The organism is Paracoccus saliphilus (assembly GCF_028553805.1).
In the GTDB taxonomy this organism is placed as follows: Bacteria; Pseudomonadota; Alphaproteobacteria; order Rhodobacterales; family Rhodobacteraceae; genus Paracoccus; species Paracoccus saliphilus.
Genome location: NZ_CP067140.1, coordinates 162,069 through 183,754, shown reverse-complemented (window position 1 = coordinate 183,754; position 21,686 = coordinate 162,069). Strand labels below are relative to the sequence as shown.

The following is a 21,686-nucleotide window of genomic DNA, read 5'->3' as shown; positions in this document are numbered from 1 at the left end:
CTTACCCGCTGGACTGACGGGGATTTGAACGCTAGAACCGCCTACGCGAAGGTTGCGGTGAAACGCGGCCCGGAATGACATATCGGCCGACCAAATGGCCCGAACTGGAGAATGACCCGTGTCCCACGCAGATGACCACGTAGGCACCCGGAGGGATTTCCTCTATTATGCCACGGCGGGTGCAGGCACGGTGGCCGCCGGAGCCGCCGCCTGGACGCTAGTGAACCAGATGAACCCCTCGGCTGATGTCCAGGCATTGTCCTCGATTCAGGTCGATGTGAGCGGAATCGATGTCGGCACCCAGCTGACAGTGAAATGGCTGGGCAAGCCCGTGTTCATCCGCCGCCGGACCCCCGAAGAGATCGAAGCAGGCCGCGCCGTCGACCTCGGCGATCTGATCGACCAGAATGCCGAGAACGAGAACAAACCGAACGAGCCCGCCACGGACGAGAACCGTACCCTGGACGAGGCTGGCGAATGGCTGGTCCAGATCGGCGTCTGCACCCATCTGGGCTGCGTTCCGATCGGTGACGGTGCGGGCGATTTCGGCGGCTGGTTCTGCCCCTGCCACGGCTCGCATTACGACACGGCCGGACGCATCCGCAAAGGTCCCGCACCGGAGAACCTGCATATCCCGGTCGCCGAATTCGTCGACGAAACAACCATCAAACTGGGCTGAGGAGGGCACCACATGGCCGGTATTCCACACGACCATTACGAGCCCAAATCGGGCTTTGAGCGCTGGCTGCACCGCCGTTTGCCGGTAGTCAGCGTACTCTATGACACCTTGATGATCCCTACCCCCAAGAACCTCAACTGGTGGTGGATCTGGGGCATCGTCCTGGCCTTCTGCCTGGCGTTGCAGATCGTCACCGGCATTGTCCTGGTGATGCACTACACGCCGCATGTCGACCTGGCCTTCTCCAGCGTCGAACATATCATGCGCAACGTGAATGGCGGCTATATGCTGCGTTACCTGCATGCTAACGGCGCCTCGCTGTTCTTCCTTGCCGTCTATATCCACATCTTCCGCGGCCTGTACTACGGCAGCTACAAGGCACCGCGCGAAGTGACCTGGATCATCGGCATGCTGATCTATCTGGCAATGATGGCGACGGCCTTCATGGGCTACGTGCTGCCCTGGGGTCAGATGTCCTTCTGGGGCGCAACCGTGATCACCGGGCTGTTCGGCGCGATCCCCGGCATCGGAGAGCCGATCCAAACATGGCTGCTTGGCGGGCCGGCGGTCGACAACGCCACGCTAAACCGCTTCTTCTCGCTGCATTACCTGCTGCCCTTCATCATCGCGGCGCTGGTCGTCGTCCATATCTGGGCCTTCCATACGACCGGCAACAACAACCCGACGGGTGTTGAAGTGCGCCGGAGCTCGAAGGAAGAAGCCGAAAAGGACACCCTGCCCTTCTGGCCCTATTTCGTGATGAAGGACCTGTTCGCCCTTGGCGTGATCCTGGTGGTATTCTTTGCCATCGTCGGCTTCATGCCCAATTACCTGGGCCATCCCGATAACTATATCGAGGCGAACCCTCTGGCCACGCCCGAGCATATCGTGCCGGAATGGTATTTCCTGCCCTTCTACGCTATCCTGCGCGCCTTCACCGCCGATGTCTGGCTGGTGCAGCTGGTCAATTTCCTGTCCTTCCGCATCATCGACGCCAAGTTCTTCGGCGTGCTGGCAATGTTCGGCGCGATCCTGGTCATGGCGCTGGTGCCGTGGCTCGATACCAGCCGTGTCCGCTCGGGCCGTTATCGTCCGCTGTTCAAGTGGTGGTTCTGGCTGCTGGCCGCTGATTTCGTGATCCTGATGTGGGTGGGCGCTCAACCAGCCGAGGGGATCTACCCTTATATCGCGCTGGCCGGTTCGGCCTATTGGTTCGCTTACTTTCTAGTGATCCTCCCGCTGCTTGGCGTGATCGAGAAGCCCGATCCGATGCCTGCGACCATCGAAGAGGACTTCAACGATCACTACGGCGCCAAAGCGCACCCGGCCGAGTAAGGAGAGCCATCGATGACCTTGAGAACCAAGACGCTCACGGCCGTTGCGGCCCTGACCATCTTCGCGACCGGCTATTCGCTGGCGCAAGAGGCCGAAACGACCGAGCAACCAACCGAAGCGCAACAACCCGCTTCGGACAACGCTTCCGCCGCCGAGACAAGCACGGCGACGGAAGAGGCCACGCCTGAGGAAAGCGCAAGCGAAGAACCCTCCGCAGAAACCCAGGATGCTGAGGCTACCGCCGAAGAACCGGCGACAGACGAGGCAGCATCGGACGAGGCCACGGCAGAGGTGCCTGCCGTAGAGGAAGAAGCGGCGGAAGCCGAGGATGCAGACGCAGCTTCCGAGGAACCGACAGCTGAGGAAGCCGCGTCGGATGAGACTACTGCGGAGGAGCCCGCCACAGAGGAAGAAGCTGCAGAAGAACCCGCAGCGGAAGCCGAAGACGCAGACGCAGCTTCCGAAGAACCGGCAGCTGAGGAAGCCGCGTCGGATGAGGCTACTACTGCGGAGGAGCCCACCACAGTGGAAGAAGCTGCAGAAGAACCCGCAGCGGAAGCCGATGGTGCAGACGCAGCCGCTGAAGAACCGGCAGCTGAGGAAGCAGCCTCGGATGAGGCCACGGCAGATGAACCTGCCGCAGAAGAAGAAGCGGCGGAAGAAGGCGAAAGCACCGAGCACGCTGACGAGGGTGCCGAAGAAGGTCATGCCGAAGCTGAAGGCGGCGGGCATGGCGCTGGCCATATCGAGGACATCGATTTCAGCTTCGAAGGTCCGTTCGGCAAATATGACCAGTTCCAGCTGCAACGCGGCCTTCAGGTCTATACCGAGGTCTGCGCTGCTTGCCACGGTATGAAATTCGTACCGATCCGCACGCTGCACAACGATGGCGGCCCCGGCCTGCCCGAAGATCAGGTCCGCGCCTATGCGGCCAACATGACCATCGTCGATGAGGAAACCGGCGAAGAACGCCCTCGCCTGCCGACCGACCATTTCCCCGCCGTTACCGGCGACGGGATGGGACCGGACTTGTCCCTGATGGCCAAGGCGCGGGCGGGTTTCCACGGCCCCTATGGCACCGGCATCAACCAATTGTTCAAGGGAATCGGTGGTCCGGAATATATCCACGCCATCCTGACGGGTTATACCGGCGAAGAAGTCGAGCAGGCAGGGACGTATCTCTACGTGAACACCGCCTACCCGACCGGAAGCATAGGCATGCCGCCGCCGTTGTCGGAAGATCTGGTCACCTATGAGGACGGCACCCCCGCGACTGTGGATCAGATGGCCCGCGACGTGTCGGCATTCCTGATGTGGACCGCCGAGCCAAAGCTGACGGACCGCAAGCAAGTCGGCCTCGTCTCAGTCCTGTTCCTAATCGTTCTGACGGCGCTGTTGTACCTGACCAACAAGCGGCTCTGGGCTCCGCACAAGGGCAAGAAACTGGATAGCTGATCCGACAAACCCGGAATCGAACAAAGGCGCGCCCCCTTGCGGGGGCGCGTTTTTCATTGCTGGACAAGGCAGGGCCGCGCCGGTCAGATACATGCAGAAGGAGGAACTGTGATGGCAATCTGGAACCTGGGCTCGATCAATATCGATCATGTTTACCGGATGGAGCATCTGCCTCTTCCCGGCGAAACGCTCGCCGCCAACAGCTATTCCGTCGGGTTGGGCGGAAAAGGTGCGAATCAATCCATTGCGGCAGCCTTAGCCGGGGGTGTGACGCAGCATCTTGGCGCGATGGGCGAGGCCGACGATTGGGTTATCCACAGGCTACAAGCGGCAGGTGTTGACACCGACAACATACAGCGGCTGTCGGACAATGTGACCGGCCACGCCATCATCCTGTTGGATTCTGCCGCCGAAAACTCGATCATCATTCATCCCGGTGCGAATCGCGCGTTGGAAACCTCTGCCCTGGAGAAGGCGCTGCGGCCTATCGCTCGCGAAGACACGCTGTTGATCCAGAACGAAACCAATTGTCAGATTGCCGCCGCACGAATCGCCCGAGCCACCGGAGCACGGGTGATCTATTCCGCTGCGCCTTTCGATCTCGACGCGCTGCGCGATGTCATGGCCCATGTCTCGATCCTTGCCATGAATGCGGGCGAGGCAGAGCAGCTTTTTGCGGCTGTGCCCGGAGATCTGCCGGTACAGGGGCTGCTGATCACGCGTGGAGCCGAAGGGGTCGAATATCGCGACCTGGAAGGTGATCGAGTATATCGCCATCCAGCATTTCCTGTCGATCCAATTGATACGACCGGCGCAGGAGACACATTCGCAGGCTATTTCGCGGCAGCACTGGATCGTGGCGATGCGATCCCTGACGCTCTACGATTGGCTTCGGCCGCAGCTGCGTTGAAAGTCACCCGCAAGGGGGCCGGCGATGCGATCCCTTCACTCGACGAGGTGCGGGATTTCCTGTCGGATCAGCCAAGCGCCTGAATCCCGTTGGCGCCCCTCCCCGGCGTGATTGAGCCGGAAAGAAGCACAGGAACAAAGCGGTCAGCCGATCTCGCCGCGAACACCCCCGGTTTGAGCCCGGTCCATGAGCAGATGATCCAGGATGACGCAGGCCGCCATGGCTTCGGCAACTGGCACGGCACGGATACCCACGCAAGGATCGTGGCGGCCCTTGGTGATCAATTCGATCTCTTCGCCGTGCTGATTGATCGTGCGCCGGGGCGTTGTGATGGAACTTGTCGGTTTGACCGAGAAACGCAGCACGATATCCTGCCCGGTTGAGATCCCGCCAAGGATTCCACCCGCGTGATTTGACAGGAAGAACGGCCCGTCATTGCCCATTCGAATCTCGTCGGCATTATCGGTGCCGGTCAGGCCCGCCGCGCCCATGCCCTCACCGATTTCGACGCCTTTCACCGCATTGATCGACATCATGGCGGCCGCCAGGTCGGTATCCAGCTTGGCATAGACCGGCGCGCCAAGGCCGGGCGGGCAACCTTCGATGAGGATTTCAACGGCAGCGCCGACGCTGTTCTGATCTTTCCGCACCCCATCGAGATAATCCGACCATTTCGTCACGGCACTCGCGTCGGGCAGAAAGAACGGGTTGTCAGGGATCACGTCCGGATCGAAATTGCCGCGGTTCAACCGCATTTCGCCCATCTGCACCATATAGCCAGTGATCCTCAGGTCCGGCAGCAGATGCGCCAGAACCGCCTGCGCGATCCCTCCGGCCGCGACCCGCGCCGCCGTTTCCCGCGCGCTGGAACGACCACCGCCGCGATAATCCCGCACCCCGTATTTCAGGTGATAGGTGATATCGGCGTGACCGGGGCGGAAACTGCTGGCGATCTCTCCATAATCCTTTGATCTTTGGTCAGTATTTTCGATCATCAGCTGGATCGGGGTCCCGGTCGTGCTCCCCTCGAACACGCCCGAGAGGATGCGGACCTGATCGGCCTCCTTGCGCTGCGTTGTGTGTTTCGAGGTGCCGGGCCGACGACGGTCCAGGAATTTCTGGATGAAACCCTCGTCCAGAGGCACACCCGGCGGCACGCCGTCAACAGTCGCGCCAAGCGCGGGACCGTGGCTTTCGCCCCAGGTGGTGAACCGGAATTCGCGGCCGAATGTGTTGTAGCTCATGGCAAATCTCCGGTCAGGGCCTTGAGTTCATAGATCAGATCCAGCGCATCGCGCGGTGACAAGCTGTCGGGATGTACATCCTTCAACCGCCCGTCCAGCGGCGATTCCCTGACCTTAACAGATACCGGGGCCGGAGGCGCGGCGCGAAATAGCGGCAAATCGTCGATCAGGGCGGCCGGACGCGCAGCGCCTTCGCGTTCGCCCGTTTCCAGCGCGTCCAGCACTTCGCGCGCGCGCTCCACGACACTGGCGGGCAACCCGGCCAAACGCGCCACCTGCACGCCATAGCTGCGATCGGCGGCGCCTTTGCGAACCTCGTGGAGAAAGATCACGTCGCCCTCCCACTCTCGAACCGCGACGGTGGCATTCTCGACCCCGTCGAGCTTGGCGGTCAGTGCAGTCATCTCGTGATAATGGGTGGCGAACAACGCGCGGCAGCGGTTGACCTCGTGCATATGCTCCATCACCGCCCATGCGATGGACAGCCCGTCCCATGTCGCCGTCCCGCGCCCGATCTCGTCAAGAATGACAAGCGCATGATCGTCGGCCTGATTGAGGATCGCCGCCGTTTCGACCATCTCGACCATGAAGGTCGAGCGCCCCCGCGCCAGATCGTCGGCGGCGCCCACCCGGCTGAACAACTGGCTGACCATGCCGATATGGGCCTGCCGGGCGGGCACGAAACCCCCGGCCTGCGCCAGCACCGCAATCAGCGCGTTCTGCCGCAGAAAGGTCGATTTCCCTGCCATGTTCGGTCCGGTCAGCAACCAGATCGCCGGGGTATCACCAGCCGTGAGCACACAGTCATTCGCGACAAAGCTTTCTGATTTTCGCTTCAGCGCCCTTTCGACGACCGGATGCCTTCCACCTTCGATGACAAAGGCGCGGCTGTCATCGACGCGGGGGCGGGTCCAACCCTCACCTGCCGCGATATCGGCGAAGGCGCCGGCAAGGTCGATTTCGGCCAATGCGCGGGCCGCCTGTCCGATCTGCGCCGCCCGATCCAGCACAGCGCTGCGCAGCTGTGTGAAAATCTCGCGTTCGATCTCCAGCGCACGATCACGGGCGTTGAGGATACGGGTTTCCAACTCGCTCAGCTCCACCGTGGTAAAGCGGATCTGGTTCGCGGTAGTCTGGCGGTGAATGAATGTCTCGGACAAGGGAGGCTTCATCATCTTCTCGGCATGGGTCGCCGTGGTTTCGATGAAGTAGCCCAGCACATTGTTATGTTTGATCTTCAGGCTTTGAACCCCGGCCTTCGCCGCATAATCGGCCTGCATCGAGGCGATTACGCCGCGCCCTTCGTCGCGCAGTTTGCGGGTTTGGTCCAGATCCTCGTCGTAACCGGGTGCAACAAAGCCTCCGTCGCGGGCCAGCAGAGGAGGTTCGGCCACCAGAGCGTTATCCAACAGGTCGATCAACTCGTCATGACCGATCAGGTCGCGGGCCGCATCGGACAGAACTTGCGCGGCATCCTCTGGCAAGCGTTCGGCAATCGCCGCCCCTTGCGTCAGCCCGGCCCGAATCGCCGCCAGATCGCGCGGCCCGCTACGTTCCAATGCCAGCCGGGAGAGCGCCCGGTCCATATCGGGGACCCGAGCCAACGCCTCGCGCAGATCAGCCGAGAGGCGAGCATCGTCCACAAGCTGCGCCACCGCGTCCTGCCGCGCATGGATCAGTGCCAGATCGCGGGACGGGGCACTGATACGACGCTCCAGCAGCCGCGCACCTGCGGCGGTCACGGTGCGATCGATGGCGGCCAGCAAAGAGCCCTCGCGCCCACCCGACAGCGCCTGCGTCAGTTCAAGATTGCGCCTCGTCGCAGCGTCGATCTGCATTGCCCCGCCCGCCCTTTCGCGGGTCGGATGGCGCAGTAGCGGCAATTTCCCCTTCTGCGTCATCTCCAGGTAGTCGACAATCGCACCCATCGCCGACAACTCGGCGCGGGAGAAACTGCCGAACCCGTCCAGCGTTTCCACCCCGTAGAGCGCACAGAGCCGCCGAGCACCCGCTGTGCTGTCGAATGCGCTGGCATGCAGATCGGTCAGCGCCGCCCCGGCCTCGGCGGCCAAGTCCTCGAGCCCGGCCTCGTCGGCCGCAAGCAATTCACGCGGAGCCAGTCGTGCCAATTCCGGGGACAGGCGCGGCAAGGGGCATTCCATCACCTGGAATGCGCCAGTCGAGATATCGACCCATGCCAATGCCCCCTCCTCCCGAACCTGCGCAAAGGCGGCAAGGAAATTGTGACGCCGCGCTTCCAGCAGGGATTCCTCGGTCAGCGTGCCCGGCGTGACGAGCCGTACGACATCCCGCGCAACGACCGATTTGCTACCGCGCTTCTTGGCCTCAGCCGGGTCCTCCATCTGTTCGGCGATGGCGACACGAAATCCCTTGCGGATCAGTGTCAGCAGATAGCTTTCAGCGGCATGAACTGGCACGCCACACATCGGGATCGGCTCTCCCTGATGGGTGCCGCGCTTGGTCAGGGCAATGTCGAGCGCCGCGGCGGCCTGCACGGCGTCCTCGAAGAACATCTCGTAGAAATCGCCCATGCGATAAAACAGCAGCGCGCCCGGATTCGCATCTCGGATCGCCAGATATTGTGCCATCATCGGGGTGGGCTGATCGCTCATGCCGGTCCTTCTCTTCCCTCGTGGCGATGTTTCTAGCCGTCCGCGCCAGCATTGGAAACCTCGCTTTCACCTTGCGAAGTGTCACAGCTGCACTATGCTGCGCGGATACCTCGGGGGGCCCGTTCGGGCTGAGACGCGTGATCGCGGACCCGTTGAACCTGATCCGGTTGACCCCGGCGGAGGGAAGGTTTCGCTGCCCTTTCTTTCGACACCGCAAAAGAGGAGGCTCGGCGATGAAAATCCGGATGATTGCCGCGGCACTGCTGGCTGCCACACCGGCATTTGCCCAGGACAAGCCCGTGCTGACCGTCTATGCCGGCGATTACATCGCCAGCGAATGGGGGCCGGGACCCAAGATCGAAAAGGGTTTCGAAGCTTTCTGCGACTGTGACCTGGAATTCGTCACCGGCGACATCCTGCCCCGTATCCTGATGGAAGGCGAAGGCACCGATGCCGATATCGTCTTTGGCCTGAACACCGATGTGACGGCCCGCGCCCGCACCTCGGGCCTGTTCGCGCCGCATGGTCAGGATATCTCGGACCTGTCACTGCCGGTGGAATGGAGCGATGAGATCTTCCTGCCCTATAACTGGGGCGAGACGGCCTTCGTCTATGACGAGACGCGGCTGGAGAACCCGCCCGCCAGCTTCGACGAATTGCTGAACGCGCCTGACGATCTGAAGATCGTCATCCAGGACCCGCGCGCCTCGATCTCCGGCCTCGCCCTGCTGTTGTGGGTCAAGTCGGTCTATGGCGACGACACCCCCGAGGCGTGGGCCAAACTGGCCCCAAAGGTCCTGACCGTGACAAAGGGCTGGTCGGAATCCTACGGCATGTTCACCGATGGAGAGGCAGACATGGTGCTGTCCTACACAACCTCGCCCGCCTATCATATCGAGGCAGAAGGCGACACGACCAAACATGCCGCGATCTTTCCCGAGGGGCATTACTTCATGGCCGAGCTTGCCGCGCAGGTAAAATCGACCGATCAACCCGAACTGGCGCAAGAATTCATGGATTGGATTCTGACGCCAGAATTCCAACGGACGATCCCGCTGGCCAACTGGTCGATGCCTGCCAAGTTGCCGCGGGAAGAATGGCCCGAGGTCATGCGCGACCTGCCCCGCCCCGAAAAAACCCTGTTCTACAATGAGGACGAGGCCGAAGCCCTTCGCAAACCGGCTCTGGATGAATGGCTGCGGGCATTCTCGCAATAAAGCGCGACCCCGGCGGTGTGCTGATTGCCACCGCCCTGGCAGCGCTGATCCTGGGCACGCTGGCGGCGGTGGCGTGGCAGGCGCGCGGATTGTCGGGACTGGGAATATGGGATTGGCGCGCCGTGCGGTTCACGGTCTGGCAGGCGGTGCTATCCGCCGCCTTGTCCGCCATACTGGCAATCCCGGTGGCACGCGCGCTGGCGAGGCGGCGCTTTCCCGGAAAGGCGGCGCTGGTCACGTTGCTGGGCGCGCCCTTCATCCTGCCGGTGATCGTGGCGATCATGGGGTTGATCTCGGTCTTTGGGCGTAACGGCGCGATCAATGACGGGTTGCGCCTTCTGGGCCTGCCAGAGATGAGCATTTATGGTTGGCAGGGCGTCATCCTTGCCCATGTCTTCTTCAACTTGCCGCTCTCGGTGCGGCTGATCCTGCAGGGGTGGCAGGCAATCCCGGCCGAGCGGTTCCGCCTGGCTGAAAGCCTTGCCTTTACGCCTGCGGATATCGCCCGGCATCTGGAACGCCCGATGCTCCGTTCGGTCCTGCCAGGAGTGTGGCTGGCAGTGTTCCTGGTCTGCCTGACCTCGTTCACCGTTGCCCTTGCGCTTGGTGGCGGGCCATCGGCCACCACGGTCGAACTGGCTATCTATCAGGCTTTTCGTTTCGATTTCGATCTGGGCCGGGCGGCGATGCTGGGGCTGGTGCAAATCGGGCTAAGCCTTGCTGCGATGACATTGGCCCGCTGGATCACGATCCCCGCCGCTTTCGGCGCGGGGCTGCACGAAACGCAGGGTCCACGGGGGCCGCAGGGCTGGCGTCGGGGGACGGACATGCTTGCGATCCTGCTGGCATCGTCATTCCTGCTATGGCCCATCCTGTCGGTTACCGCGTCGGGATTGCCGCGTATCCCTATGCTGCCCGCCGATGTCTGGGCTGCCGCCACACGTTCGGCCGTGATGGCAGTCAGTTCGGCGCTTCTTGCACTACTGCTATGCCTGACATTGGCGCTGGCCATCGCGCGCGGCAATGCACACTGGATCGAGATGGCGGGGATGCTGCCCATCGTCGCCTCGCCGCTCGTGCTGGGCACCGGGCTGTTCATCCTGCTGCGCGGGTGGTTGTCGACCGACGCGATGGCCCTGCCGGTTACGGTCGCGATCAACGCGATCATGGCCCTGCCCTTTGGCCTGCGCGCCCTGATCCCCGCCGCCCAAGCCTTGCGGGACGATTACGGGCGCCTTGCGGATTCGCTCGAGATGCGGGGGCTGGCCCGGCTGCGCCATCTGACGCTGCCGCGCCTCGCACGTCCGCTCGGCTTTGCCGGAGGTCTGGCAGCGGCATTGGCGATGGGCGATCTGGGTGTGATCACGCTTTTTGCCACCGATCAGCCAACCCTGCCACTAAAGCTTTACCAACTGATGAACTCCTATCGCATGGCCGATGCCTCTGCCTGCGCGGTGTTGTTGATGGTCATCAGCTTTGCGCTGTTCTGGCTGTTCGATCGGGGAGGCCGTCTTGCTTGAATTGAACGACATAACGGTCACTCTCGGCGAATTCACCTTGCAAGCAGATCTGTCAGTTCCACCTGCTTCGCGCATGGCAGTTATCGGGGCGTCCGGTTCAGGGAAATCCACGCTCCTGTCTCTGATCGGCGGATTCCTGGCACCGGATCGGGGAAAGCTCCTCTGGAACGGTCAAGACATTACCGCTCTGCCCCCCGGCCAGCGTCCGGTATCCTTTCTGTTCCAGGATCAAAACCTGTTTCCGCATCTGACCGTCGCTCAAAATATCGGCCTGGGGATGCGCTCTGATCTGCGATTGAACGCCGATCAGAAGGCGCGCATCAGCCGGGCACTGTCAGAGGTCGGATTGGCGGGTACGGAGAAACGCCGCCCTGCCGACCTGTCGGGGGGCCAGCAAGGCCGTGTGGCACTGGCCCGCGTTCTGCTGCGGGCTCGCCCCCTGTTACTGCTCGATGAACCGTTCGCGGCCCTTGGGCCTGCGCTCAAGGCCGATATGCTGGAACTGGTCGCACGTATTGCCAATGAAACAGCGGCAACCGTACTCATGGTCACGCATGATCCCCAGGATGCGCGCAGCTTTGCCCCGCAGACGATCCTGATCGAGGATGGCACCGCATGCGCGCCGACACCGACAAAACCGTTGCTTGACAATCCACCGCCTGGACTGCGCGCATATCTGGGTTAACCCGGTTTCATCGCTGTCGTAATCACGCCCGTCCACAAGAGGACAACTGCGCACGATAGGTCTGTGCCCGACTGCCCACCTTGTTCGCCACCCCCATCAACCAGGATTTCGACCGGTATGAACCGCGAGCATAACCGCCACGTCCCTCATGATATGCCAGATATTGCGAGGTCGCATCCCATTTCGAGATACCCAACCTCTTGTAGGAGCCATCCATGTACCAGCCCATGAAATCGGTGGCGTCATCGATATCGTTGCGCCGCGCCCGCCTGTTTCCGGTTTTCTGCTGATACTCCTCCCAGGTCCCGTCCAAGGCCTGCGAATAACCGTAAGCACTGCTTTGGCGACCAACGGGGATCACGCCCAGCAGATATTTGTGAGGTGTCCGTGCATCACCGATGAACTTGGATTCCTGATGTATCGTCGCCATCTGCACATGGACGGGCACCCCCCATCGCCGTTCGGTCTTTTTCATCGCGCGGAGGTAGGCCGGACGTTCTGCCACGATTGCGCATGCATTATCGAGGTTGCGTGGCGCCTTGTAGTTGCCGCCCCCGCATGAGGCGACAAGCGCGACGATCGCGAGTTTCAGAAACCTGTTCATCACTGCCCTCTTGTCGTTTTCCCGCAATAATACGTGAAAACACGCCGAGGTGAAATCACAAAGCCGGAAGTCAGACGGACATGACAGCCGCGACAGCACGCTGCCAAGCGGAATATCGCTGCTGGCGAAGGGATTCGTCCATTTTCGGCTCGAACCGTCGATCCAGGCGCCAAGCCTTGGCATATTCGTCCGGGCCGGGGCACAGACCGGCGCGGAAACCCGCCAGCCAGGCTGCTCCTTGCGCGGTGGTTTCAGTATTCTCGGGTCGATCCACCGGCGCGCCAAGAATATCTGCCAGGAACTGCATTGCCGGCTCGCTGGCGGTCATTCCGCCATCAACCCGCAGGACAGCATCGCCAGCCTCTGTCCAGTCGGCGCGCATCGCCTGCCACAGATCGCGAGTCTGAAAACCCACGCTTTCCAGCGCGGCCCGTGCGAATTCTGCCGGGCCGGTATTCCGCGTCAGTCCAAAGATCGCTCCGCGCGCCTGCGGGTTCCAATGCGGCGCGCCCAGCCCGGTGAAGGCGGGCACCATGATGATCTGCTGACTGTCATCGGCGCGTTCCGACAGAGCCTGCGTCTCGCTCGCTTCGCGGATCAGCATCAACCCGTCGCGCAGCCATTGCACCACCGCCCCGGCAATGAAGATGCTACCCTCCAGCGCATAGACCGGCTTACCGTCCAGTTGATAGGCGATGGTGGTCAACAGCCGGTTCTCGGAAGTCACCGCCTGATCGCCGGTGTTCAACAGCGCAAAGCAGCCTGTGCCATAGGTCGATTTCATCATGCCCGGAGCAAAACAGGCCTGCCCGACGGTTGCCGCCTGCTGATCGCCCGCCACGCCAAGGATCGGAATTTCGCGCCCGAACAGATCGGCGCGGGTGGTCCCGAATTCCGCCGCAGAATCGCGAACCTCCGGCAACATCGCGCGCGGCACGCCGAACAGCCGGCACATCTCGTCCGACCATTCGCCCTTGCGAATGTCATAAAGCAGGGTGCGCGAGGCATTCGTCGCGTCCGTGACATGCGATTGCCCACCGGTCAGCTTCCAGATCAGGAAACTGTCCACGGTGCCGAACGCCAGTTCTCCTGCTTCGGCTCGCGCCCGGGCTCCCTCTACCTCATCCAGTATCCAGGCGATCTTGGTCGCGCTGAAATAGGGGTCCAACAGCAACCCGGTCACTGTCCTGACCACCTCTTCGCAGCCTTCATCCTTCAACCGTTGACAGAGATCCGCAGTCCGCCGGTCCTGCCAGACGATGGCGCGATGGATAGGCTGCCCGGTCTTGCGGTCCCAGATCAGGACCGTTTCACGCTGATTGGTAATCCCGATCGCGTCGATGCGTGGATTGCCCGCCTTTTCGATCGCCCCGCGGGCCGTTGCCGCGCTCGTTGTCCAGATATCGTCGGGATCATGCTCGACCCAGCCTGAACGGGGGAAGTGCTGCTCGAACTCCTGCTGCGCACTCGCCTGCACCTGCAGATCATCGCTGAACACCAAGGCCCGCGACGAGGTTGTTCCCTGATCCATTGCCAGAATGGTCATCTCTCATTCCCTTGCCTTCTTCTTTGTGCAAATACCTCCGCCGGAGGCATCCGGGGCCGAGGTCGGCCCAAAGGTATTTGGACAAAGAAGAAGAGGGCAGCCAAGCGACCGCCCCCTTGCGCCTGATAACTTACTCCTGCCAGCTTTGTACCAGCTCGTCATAGCCGATGGTCTCGGGTTGCGGCTTTTCGTTTTCCAGTTTCAATTGCGGAGCGATAGTCCCGTTTTCCTTGGCGTAGTTGTTCCACCACTCCAGGTCGTGCTCCTCGGCCATTTTCGGACCGATATCACCCTGGACACCCGCACGCTCCAGCCGCTCCAGCACTTTTTCCTGTTCGGCACAAAGGCTGTCCATCGCCTCTTGCGCGGTCTTGGCGCCCGAAGCGGCATCGCCGATGGCCTGCCACCAAAGCTGCGCAAGCTTGGGATAGTCCGGCACATTGGTGCCAGTGGGCGACCAGTTCAGGCGGGCGGGCGAGCGATAGAACTCGACCAGGCCGCCCAGCTCCGGGGCACGCTCGGTAAAGCTCTCATGCTGGATCGAGGACTCGCGGATGAAGGTCAGCCCGACATGGCTTTTCTTGACGTCCACGGTTTTGGAGGTCACGAATTGCGCGTAAAGCCAAGCCGCCTTGGCGCGATCATCCGGAGTGGATTTCAAAAGCGTCCAGGATCCCGCGTCCTGATAACCAAGCTTCATCCCGTCCTGCCAATAGGCGCCATGCGGCGAGGGTGCCATGCGCCATTTCGGAGTACCGTCCTCGTTCACGACCGACAATCCCTCCTTGACCATGTCTGCGGTGAAGGCGGTGTACCAGAACATCTGCTGAGCGATCTCGCCCTGTGCGGGAACCGGGCCGGACTCGCTGAAAGTCATGCCCTGAGCCGCGGGGGGAGCGTATTTCTCCATCCAGTCCAGGTATTTCTGGATCGAGTAGACCGCAGCCGGGCCGTTCGTATCCCCGCCACGCGCCACGCAGGAGCCCACGGGACGGCTGTTCTCGTCCACCCGGATGCCCCATTCATCGACTGGAACGCCGTTCGGGATACCCTTGTCACCATTCCCGGCCATCGACAGCCATGCATCGGTAAAGCGCCAGCCGAGCGAGGGGTCTTTCTTGCCATAATCCATATGACCATAGACCTGTTTGCCATCGATTTCGCGGCCAGTGAAGAATTCGGCAATATCCTCATAGGCCGACCAGTTTACCGGCACACCCAGATCGTAGCCGTATTGTTCCTTGAACTCGGCCTGGATCTCGGGGTCGTTGAACCAGTCATAGCGGAACCAGTACAGGTTGGCGAATTGCTGATCGGGAAGCTGATAAAGATTCCCATCCGGCGCGGTGGTAAAGGACTTGCCGATGAAATCATCGATATCCAGACCCGGATTGGTGACGTCCTTGCCGTCATTTGCCATCCAGTCGGTCAGGTTGCGCGCCTGCTGATAGCGCCAATGTGTTCCGATCAGGTCGCTATCATTGACATAGGCGTCATAGATATTCTCGCCCGATTGCATCTGGGTCTGCAGCTTTTCGACAACGTCCCCCTCGCCGATCAGGTCATGGGTGATCTTGATGCCGGTAATCTCGCTGAAAGCCGGGGCCAGCACCTTGGCCTCGTATTCATGCGTGGTGATGGTCTCGGACACCACGTTGATCTCCATGCCCTTGAAAGATTCGGCGGCATCGATGAACCACTGCATCTCGGCCTCCTGCTCTTCGCGAGTCAGGACCGAGTTGTCGATTTCGGCATCGAGAAAGGCTTGCGCTTCCTCCATACCCGCCTGCGCGGCCGTCGCCATCAGCGCAAGCGCCATGGCGGTGGTCAAATGTAGTCTCATGGTTTCCCTCCCATATTATTGCCGGATCATGATTGCCCGGCAGTTGTTACACCCAACGGAACACCGTTGCGGCGTATATCAAGGCGACGGCTACCCCGCCCCAAAGCGGCATCCCCATCACGCCCAGCCAGATCAGGCAGATGAAAGCCGACCCCAGCATGCTGATAAACAGCCGGTCGCCGCGCGTAGTCATCAGTCCGAGCACACCTTTCCGTGGCGTCTCGGGAAAGCGGATCGCAAGCCATGTAAAGCCGATCAGAAGTCCCGCGATGACAGCAAAGAACAGTGCGGTCGGCAGGGTCCATGCCATCCAGCCGCCGGGATCGAGGCTACCGGTCCAATCCTTTGCATTGTCGCGCATCGGCACCTGCGTGATCAGCCAGACGATGACGGCGAGCCAGACCAGACCGGCGATACCGAAACCGAGATTGAGCGAACGGCGCATCATACCACCCCTTCGATTGCGTCCCGCGAAAGCCGGGGGCTGCTTGCCCCCGGACCCCCAGGGATATTTCCGTGAAGAAGAAGATGCGCGGTCATATCGCCAACCATGGTCTTACACCCTCCCCAAGGCAAAGCCCTTGGCGATGTAGTTCCGCACGAACCAGATCACCAATGCGCCCGGAATGATCGTTAGAATCCCCGCCGCAGCCAGCACGCCCCAATCCATTCCAGATGCCGATACCGTTCGCGTCATCGTCGCAGCAATGGGCTTGGCATCGACCGAGGTGAGGGTGCGCGACAGGAGCAGTTCCACCCATGAGAACATGAAGCAGAAGAATGCCGCAACTCCGATGCCGCTCGCGATCAGCGGCATGAATATCCGCACGAAGAAGCGCGGGAAGGAATAGCCATCGATATAGGCGGTCTCGTCGATCTCGCGCGGGACGCCCGACATGAAGCCTTCGAGGATCCACACGGCCAGCGGCACGTTGAACAGGCAATGTGCCAAGGCCACGGCGATATGCGTGTCGAACAGCCCGATCGAGGAATAAAGCTGAAAGAACGGCAGGGCGAATACCGCCGCCGGCGCCATGCGATTGGTCAGCAACCAGAAGAACAGGTGCTTGTCACCGATAAAGCGGTAACGGCTGAATGCATAGGCGGCAGGCAATGCCACCGTGATCGAGATCACCGTGTTCATCACCACATAGGTCAGGCTATTCACATAGCCCATATACCAGCTCGGATCGGTCAGGATGGTCCGGTAATTGGCCAGCGTCGGATTCTTCGGCCAAAGGCTGAAAGTGCCGAGGATCTCGGAATTCGTCTTCAGGCTCATGTTCAGCAGCCAATAGATCGGCAGCATCAGAAAGAGCAGGTAAAGCACCATCACCAAAGCAGCGCCCCGGCCTTTGGATTCAGCTACGGCTGCCATCAACCCCCCTCCTTTTCCCGGGTCATGACCGTGTAGAACACGAATGAAATTAACAGGATCACGAGGAAGTAGATCAGACTGAACGCTGCCGCCGGACCAAGGTCGAACTGCCCCACCGCCATCTTGACAAGATCGATGGACAGGAAGGTGGTGGCATTGCCCGGACCGCCCCCGGTAACAACGAAAGGCTCGGTATAGATCATGAAACTGTCCATGAAACGCAGCAGCACGGCGATCAGCAGTACGCCCTGCATCTTGGGCAACTCGATATATCGGAACACCTTCCAGCGGCTGGCCTGATCGATCTTGGCAGCCTGATAATAGGCGTCGGGGATGGATTGCAGTCCGGCATAGCATAACAGTGCAACCAGGCTGGTCCAGTGCCAGACATCCATGACGATGACCGTGATCCACGCATCGATGGCGTCGTTCACATAGTTATAGTCGATGCCCAGCTTGGTCAGTACATAGCCCAGCAGGCCGATATCGACCCGCCCGAAGACTTGCCAGATCGTACCGACCACGTTCCACGGAATCAGCAATGGCAACGCCATGACGACCAGGCAGAAGGAAGCCCAGATACCTTTCTTCGGCATATTCAGTGCTACGAAGATGCCAAGCGGAATCTCGATGGCCAGAATGATCGCCGAGAACAGGATCTGCCGCCCCAGGGCAGCGCGGATGCGGTCAGAATGGATAACCTCCTCGAACCAATCCAATCCCGCCCAGAAAAACTGGTTTTGCCCGAATGTGTCCTGCACCGAGTAGTTGACAACCGTCATCAGCGGCAGGATTGCCGAGAATGCGACCAGCAACAGCACCGGCAATACCAGAAACCATGCGCGATTATTGACAGGTTTCTCCATCACGCAGCCCTTTCCTGGTTCGAGGGGGCGATCCGCCAATCGTCGAGATAAACATGTGCATGGACGGGATCGGGGATCACCCGGTTCGCATCCGCAGGAATGGGTTGACCCTCGGGAGCGATCACGTTCACATCCGCCGGCCCCACGCGCCCGCGGATGATGCGGTGATGGCCGACATCCTCTATTCGTCGAATTGCATAGGGCAGTCCCTCCTGCCCAGTGCCAAGCCGCAGGAATTCCGGGCGGATGCCAAGCTGAGTTTTGCCTTGCGGCGCCCCGTAACCATGCTGCAGCGGCACTTGCACCCCTTCGATATGGGCGGCAGCGCCCTCGATCCGGGCATCCATCAGGTTCATGCCGGGCGAGCCGATGAAATATCCGACGAATGTGTGTTCCGGCGCGTCGAACAATGCCTGGGGCGTACCCGCCTGCACCACGCGCCCGTCATACATGACGACGACCTGATCGGCGAAGGTCAGCGCCTCGGTCTGGTCATGTGTCACATAGATCATCGTGTGCCCGAAACGGCGATGAAGATCCTTGAGCTGGGTGCGCAGTTCCCATTTCATATGCGGATCGATCACCGTCAGAGGCTCGTCGAACAGGATCGCGTTGACATCCTGCCGGACCATGCCCCTGCCAAGGCTGATCTTCTGCTTGGCATCCGCCGTGAGCCCGCGGGCGCGGCGGTCAAGCATATCATGCATCCCGATCATCTCTGCAATCTCGGCCACGCGTGCGGTTATCTGATCCTCGGGCAGGCCCCGATTCCTCAGCGGAAAGGCCAGATTTTCTCGAACGCTCATCGTGTCGTAAACGACCGGGAACTGGAATACCTGCGCGATATTCCGCTCCATCGTCGGCAGGCCGGTCATATCCCGGTCCCCGAAGAGTATCCGCCCCCGCGATGGCACCAGCAGCCCGGAAATGATATTAAGAAGCGTCGATTTCCCGCAACCCGATGACCCCAGCAACGCATATGCGCCGCCATCCTCCCATGTCAGCGTCATCGGCTTGAGCGCCCAGTCCTCGTCTTTCGACGGGTTGGGGAGATAGCTATGAGACAGGTTCTCCAGAGTTATTCGTGCCATGTCTTTCCTCCCTCCGGCGCCTATGCGGCGGCGGCATAAGGCGCGGTGCGGGCCAGATCACCCCCCGGCGTAAACAGATAGATATGCGCCGGGTCCAGCCAGACCGTCAGTTCCTGCCCCAATTCCCGGCGCTGCACGCCATCGACCAGCCCGACCCAGCTATTCCGACCGTGGCGCAGATGCAGAAAGGTCTGCGCACCGGTGATCTCGACCGATTCCAGAACGGCGGTCAACGGCATTGCGCCCGGTGTCTCATCCAAGGAAAGATGCGCCGCCCGGAACCCGGCCATGTATTCGCCATCGGCCAGATCCACCTGCCATTCCGACTGACCGATCAAGGCGCGCCCGTTCGACAGCCGAACCGTCGAGAAATTCATTGGTGGATCGCTGAACACCCGCGCCGTCACCGCGTCCCGGGGGGCTCGGTAAACCCGGGGCGTCGGGCCGAATTGCGTCACCCGCCCCTCCCATAATGCCGCGGTGTTGCCGCCCAGAAGCAGCGCCTCTTCCGGTTCGGTGGTTGCATAGACGAAAATTGCCCCGGATTCCTCGAAGATGCGCGGGATCTCGACCCGCAACTCCTCGCGCAGCTTGTAATCCAGATTGGCCAGCGGCTCGTCCAGCAGCACCAGCCCCGCCCCCTTGACCAACGCCCTCGCCAAGGCACAACGCTGCTGCTGCCCGCCCGATAGTTCCAGCGGGCGACGCTTCAGCATCGGGGTCAAACGCATCATATCGGCAGTCGCACGCACGCGCCGGTCAATCTCGTCCCGGGCCACGCCCATCAGCCGCAGGGGCGAAGCGATATTGTCGTAAACGCTCATCGACGGGTAGTTGATGAACTGCTGGTAAACCATCGCGACCTTGCGATCTTGCACCCGCTGCCCGGTGACATCTTCACCGTTCCATAAAACCTGCCCATCAGTGGGGCGTTCCAACCCGGCCATCAGCCGCATCAGCGTCGTCTTGCCCGCCAGGGTCGGCCCCAGAAGCACATTCATGCTGCCGGGCTGTAATACCAGGTCGGTTGGATGGATATGCATCCCACCGCCCATGGATTTAGTGACACCGCGAAGTTCCAGCGTCATGCGGCGGCCCTCACTTCCTGCATCCACTCCTCCACCGCGGCGATTTGCTTTACATCCATCCGCAATCCCAACTTGCTGCGACGCCAGACGACATCCTCGGCATGCCGGGCGAATTCGTGTTCCATCAGCCAACGCAATTCGGCTTCGGTCAGCGTAGCACCAAAATCGCGTCCAAGCGCAGCCGCATCCTTCGCATCGCCCAGTATCATCCGCGCATCGCTGCCATAGGCGCGCACCAGACGCGCCGCCCAACGTTCAGTCAAGAAAGGATAATCCGCCTGCAAATCGGCAATCAACCGGGACACGGCATCAACCGGGAAGTCCCCGCCCGGCAAGGGTGCACCTGCAGTCCATGCCGCCCCGGTCTGCGCGAAATGCGATGCCAGCTTTTCCATCGCATGCTCGGCCAACCGCCGGTAAGTGGTGATCTTGCCGCCAAAGACGTTCAGACAAGGCGCTCCCGCTTCGTCCATCGACAACACGTAATCCCGTGTCGCCGCCGTCGCCGATTTTGCACCATCGTCATAAAGCGGGCGCACACCGGAATAGGTCCATACAACCTGATCCGGGGTCACCGGCGCCTTGAAATATTCCGATGCGAAATCGCACAAATACTGCTGCTCTTCCGGAGTGCATTCCGCATCCAGAGGAGCCCCCTGATGGTCACGGTCCGTGGTTCCGATCAGGGTGAAATCGTCCTGGTATGGAATGGCAAAGATGATCCGGCCGTCAACTCCCTGGAAGAAATAGGCCTTGTCGTGGTCATACAGCCGCGGCACCACTATATGGCTGCCCCGGACCAACCGCACGGATTCGGTCGAGGGCAGATGAGCCACATCCCGGATCACCTGCCCGACCCACGGCCCTCCGGCATTCACCAATGCGTGCGCGTGGAACACCTGCCCGTCTTCCAGCATGACACGCCAAAGATCACCTTCGCGTACCGCCTCGACAACTTTCGCGCCAACCAGGATTTCGGCTCCGCGCTGTGCCGCGTCACGCGCGTTCAGCGCCACCAGCCGGGCATCGTCCACCCAGCAATCACTGTATTCATATGCCTTGGACAACCGAGCCTGCAGCGGCGCACCCTCTGGCGACTCCGTCAAGTCCAGGCTGCGTGTGCCGGGCAGAATCCTGCGTCCGCCCAGATTATCATAAAGGAATAGGCCCGCCCGGATCAGGAAGTTCGGACGATGCCCCCTGTCCCACGGCATCAACCAGCCCAGCAACTTCGAGACCGGTGTCTGCGACTCGAATGTCATCTGCGGATCCAGAGGCAGGACAAAACGCATCGGCCAACTGATATGCGGCATGGCACGCAACAGGACCTCGCGCTCTTTCAATGCCTCACGGACCAGCCGGATTTCCAAGTATTCCAGATAGCGCAACCCGCCGTGAAACAGCTTCGTCGATTTCGAACTGGTCGCCTGCGCGAGATCGCCCATCTCGGCCAACCGGACCGACAGCCCGCGACCGGAGGCATCCCTGGCGATGCCGCAGCCGTTGATTCCGCCACCGATAATGAACAGGTCGGTTATATCCGGCATCGCGATCTCCTAAACTCGCGATATCCGATCACGCGCTCGTGCGTT

The 21,686-nt window shown here is 61.2% G+C and carries 18 protein-coding genes and 1 riboswitch; of the genes, 7 read left to right on the top strand and 11 right to left on the bottom strand.

What is annotated here, in order from left to right; translation table 11 throughout:
• Positions 1 to 118 precede the first annotated feature (118 nt).
• From petA to JHX88_RS00815, 4 genes are all read left to right on the top strand, one after another.
• Positions 119 to 679 (top strand): ubiquinol-cytochrome c reductase iron-sulfur subunit, encoded by a 561-nt coding sequence (gene petA, locus JHX88_RS00830; protein ID WP_076522355.1) that lies wholly within the window; start codon positions 119 to 121, stop codon positions 677 to 679.
• A 12-nt stretch (positions 680 to 691) separates the two neighbouring features.
• A complete protein-coding gene (petB, locus tag JHX88_RS00825) occupies positions 692 to 2,014 on the top strand; it encodes a cytochrome b (RefSeq protein ID WP_076522354.1) in 1,323 nt (440 codons plus the stop codon).
• A 12-nt stretch (positions 2,015 to 2,026) separates the two neighbouring features.
• The gene (locus JHX88_RS00820; RefSeq protein ID WP_076522353.1) at positions 2,027 to 3,469 is read left to right on the top strand and encodes a cytochrome c1; all 1,443 of its coding nucleotides are present in this window, start codon (positions 2,027 to 2,029) and stop codon (positions 3,467 to 3,469) included.
• A gap of 111 nt (positions 3,470 to 3,580) precedes the next feature.
• Positions 3,581 to 4,462: a ribokinase gene (locus JHX88_RS00815; protein WP_076522352.1), complete on the top strand. Its 882-nt coding sequence runs from the start codon at positions 3,581 to 3,583 to the stop codon at positions 4,460 to 4,462.
• 60 nt (positions 4,463 to 4,522) lie between these two features.
• On the opposite strand, the gene aroC is transcribed toward JHX88_RS00815, so the two are convergent.
• Together aroC and mutS are read right to left on the bottom strand one after the other, a co-directional pair.
• Positions 4,523 to 5,623, bottom strand: a complete 1,101-nt coding sequence (gene aroC / locus JHX88_RS00810) for a chorismate synthase (RefSeq protein ID WP_076522351.1) — start codon at positions 5,621 to 5,623, stop codon at positions 4,523 to 4,525.
• Positions 5,620 to 8,256 carry a DNA mismatch repair protein MutS gene (mutS, locus tag JHX88_RS00805; protein WP_076522350.1) on the bottom strand — a complete coding sequence of 879 codons (2,637 nt, stop codon included), beginning with the start codon at positions 8,254 to 8,256 and terminating at the stop codon, positions 5,620 to 5,622. The genes aroC and mutS overlap by 4 nt, the downstream gene beginning before the upstream one ends.
• Before the next feature lie 101 nt (positions 8,257 to 8,357).
• A riboswitch (TPP riboswitch) is annotated at positions 8,358 to 8,458 on the top strand.
• Between the two features lie 31 nt (positions 8,459 to 8,489).
• Between mutS and JHX88_RS00800 the strand changes: the two genes are divergently transcribed.
• From JHX88_RS00800 to JHX88_RS00790, 3 genes are read left to right on the top strand one after another with little or no spacing between them, the layout of a single operon-like run.
• Complete coding sequence (locus tag JHX88_RS00800; protein WP_076522349.1) at positions 8,490 to 9,473, top strand: thiamine ABC transporter substrate-binding protein; 984 nt, start codon at positions 8,490 to 8,492, stop codon at positions 9,471 to 9,473.
• Positions 9,449 to 10,993, top strand: a complete 1,545-nt coding sequence (locus JHX88_RS00795) for a thiamine/thiamine pyrophosphate ABC transporter permease ThiP (protein WP_141225715.1) — start codon at positions 9,449 to 9,451, stop codon at positions 10,991 to 10,993. Before JHX88_RS00800 ends, JHX88_RS00795 begins: the two co-directional genes overlap by 25 nt.
• A complete protein-coding gene (locus JHX88_RS00790; protein ID WP_076522348.1) occupies positions 10,986 to 11,678 on the top strand; it encodes a thiamine ABC transporter ATP-binding protein in 693 nt (230 codons plus the stop codon). Before JHX88_RS00795 ends, JHX88_RS00790 begins: the two co-directional genes overlap by 8 nt.
• Positions 11,679 to 11,700: 22 nt before the next feature.
• On the opposite strand, the gene JHX88_RS00785 is transcribed toward JHX88_RS00790, so the two are convergent.
• The 9 genes from JHX88_RS00785 to glpD form a co-directional block, all read right to left on the bottom strand.
• Positions 11,701 to 12,282 (bottom strand): transglycosylase SLT domain-containing protein, encoded by a 582-nt coding sequence (locus JHX88_RS00785; protein ID WP_076522347.1) that lies wholly within the window; start codon positions 12,280 to 12,282, stop codon positions 11,701 to 11,703.
• A gap of 70 nt (positions 12,283 to 12,352) precedes the next feature.
• A complete protein-coding gene (gene glpK / locus JHX88_RS00780; protein WP_076522346.1) occupies positions 12,353 to 13,828 on the bottom strand; it encodes a glycerol kinase GlpK in 1,476 nt (491 codons plus the stop codon).
• A gap of 130 nt (positions 13,829 to 13,958) precedes the next feature.
• A complete protein-coding gene (locus JHX88_RS00775; protein WP_076522345.1) occupies positions 13,959 to 15,671 on the bottom strand; it encodes an ABC transporter substrate-binding protein in 1,713 nt (570 codons plus the stop codon).
• Between the two features lie 46 nt (positions 15,672 to 15,717).
• A complete protein-coding gene (locus tag JHX88_RS00770) occupies positions 15,718 to 16,119 on the bottom strand; it encodes a DUF2160 domain-containing protein (RefSeq protein WP_084202714.1) in 402 nt (133 codons plus the stop codon).
• 108 nt (positions 16,120 to 16,227) lie between these two features.
• Positions 16,228 to 17,049, bottom strand: a complete 822-nt coding sequence (locus tag JHX88_RS00765; RefSeq protein ID WP_076522344.1) for a carbohydrate ABC transporter permease — start codon at positions 17,047 to 17,049, stop codon at positions 16,228 to 16,230.
• A complete protein-coding gene (locus JHX88_RS00760) occupies positions 17,049 to 17,915 on the bottom strand; it encodes a carbohydrate ABC transporter permease (protein WP_076522343.1) in 867 nt (288 codons plus the stop codon). The genes JHX88_RS00765 and JHX88_RS00760 overlap by 1 nt, the downstream gene beginning before the upstream one ends.
• Positions 17,915 to 19,006 carry an ABC transporter ATP-binding protein gene (locus JHX88_RS00755; protein ID WP_076522342.1) on the bottom strand — a complete coding sequence of 364 codons (1,092 nt, stop codon included), beginning with the start codon at positions 19,004 to 19,006 and terminating at the stop codon, positions 17,915 to 17,917. The genes JHX88_RS00760 and JHX88_RS00755 overlap by 1 nt, the downstream gene beginning before the upstream one ends.
• Positions 19,007 to 19,026: 20 nt before the next feature.
• Positions 19,027 to 20,094, bottom strand: coding sequence for an ABC transporter ATP-binding protein (locus JHX88_RS00750; RefSeq protein WP_076522341.1), 1,068 nt, complete (start codon positions 20,092 to 20,094; stop codon positions 19,027 to 19,029).
• Positions 20,091 to 21,641: a glycerol-3-phosphate dehydrogenase gene (gene glpD, locus JHX88_RS00745; protein ID WP_076522340.1), complete on the bottom strand. Its 1,551-nt coding sequence runs from the start codon at positions 21,639 to 21,641 to the stop codon at positions 20,091 to 20,093. The genes JHX88_RS00750 and glpD overlap by 4 nt, the downstream gene beginning before the upstream one ends.
• Between the last annotated feature and the right edge of the window lie 45 nt (positions 21,642 to 21,686).

Bases quoted from the DNA above. Each gene is read 5' to 3' on its own strand.
- JHX88_RS00775 (WP_076522345.1), bottom strand. From the start codon at position 15,671: ATGAGACTACATTTGACCACCGCCATGGCGCTTGCGCTGATGGCGACG.
- glpD (WP_076522340.1), bottom strand. From the start codon at position 21,641: ATGCCGGATATAACCGACCTGTTCATTATCGGTGGCGGAATCAACGGC.
- JHX88_RS00750 (WP_076522341.1), bottom strand. From the start codon at position 20,094: ATGACGCTGGAACTTCGCGGTGTCACTAAATCCATGGGCGGTGGGATG.
- JHX88_RS00795 (WP_141225715.1), top strand. From the start codon at position 9,449: ATGGCTGCGGGCATTCTCGCAATAAAGCGCGACCCCGGCGGTGTGCTG.
- JHX88_RS00755 (WP_076522342.1), bottom strand. From the start codon at position 19,006: ATGGCACGAATAACTCTGGAGAACCTGTCTCATAGCTATCTCCCCAAC.
- glpK (WP_076522346.1), bottom strand. From the start codon at position 13,828: ATGACCATTCTGGCAATGGATCAGGGAACAACCTCGTCGCGGGCCTTG.
- petB (WP_076522354.1), top strand. From the start codon at position 692: ATGGCCGGTATTCCACACGACCATTACGAGCCCAAATCGGGCTTTGAG.
- mutS (WP_076522350.1), bottom strand. From the start codon at position 8,256: ATGAGCGATCAGCCCACCCCGATGATGGCACAATATCTGGCGATCCGA.
- JHX88_RS00815 (WP_076522352.1), top strand. From the start codon at position 3,581: ATGGCAATCTGGAACCTGGGCTCGATCAATATCGATCATGTTTACCGG.
- JHX88_RS00760 (WP_076522343.1), bottom strand. From the start codon at position 17,915: ATGGAGAAACCTGTCAATAATCGCGCATGGTTTCTGGTATTGCCGGTG.
- JHX88_RS00785 (WP_076522347.1), bottom strand. From the start codon at position 12,282: ATGAACAGGTTTCTGAAACTCGCGATCGTCGCGCTTGTCGCCTCATGC.
- aroC (WP_076522351.1), bottom strand. From the start codon at position 5,623: ATGAGCTACAACACATTCGGCCGCGAATTCCGGTTCACCACCTGGGGC.
- JHX88_RS00800 (WP_076522349.1), top strand. From the start codon at position 8,490: ATGAAAATCCGGATGATTGCCGCGGCACTGCTGGCTGCCACACCGGCA.
- JHX88_RS00770 (WP_084202714.1), bottom strand. From the start codon at position 16,119: ATGATGCGCCGTTCGCTCAATCTCGGTTTCGGTATCGCCGGTCTGGTC.
- JHX88_RS00820 (WP_076522353.1), top strand. From the start codon at position 2,027: ATGACCTTGAGAACCAAGACGCTCACGGCCGTTGCGGCCCTGACCATC.
- JHX88_RS00765 (WP_076522344.1), bottom strand. From the start codon at position 17,049: ATGGCAGCCGTAGCTGAATCCAAAGGCCGGGGCGCTGCTTTGGTGATG.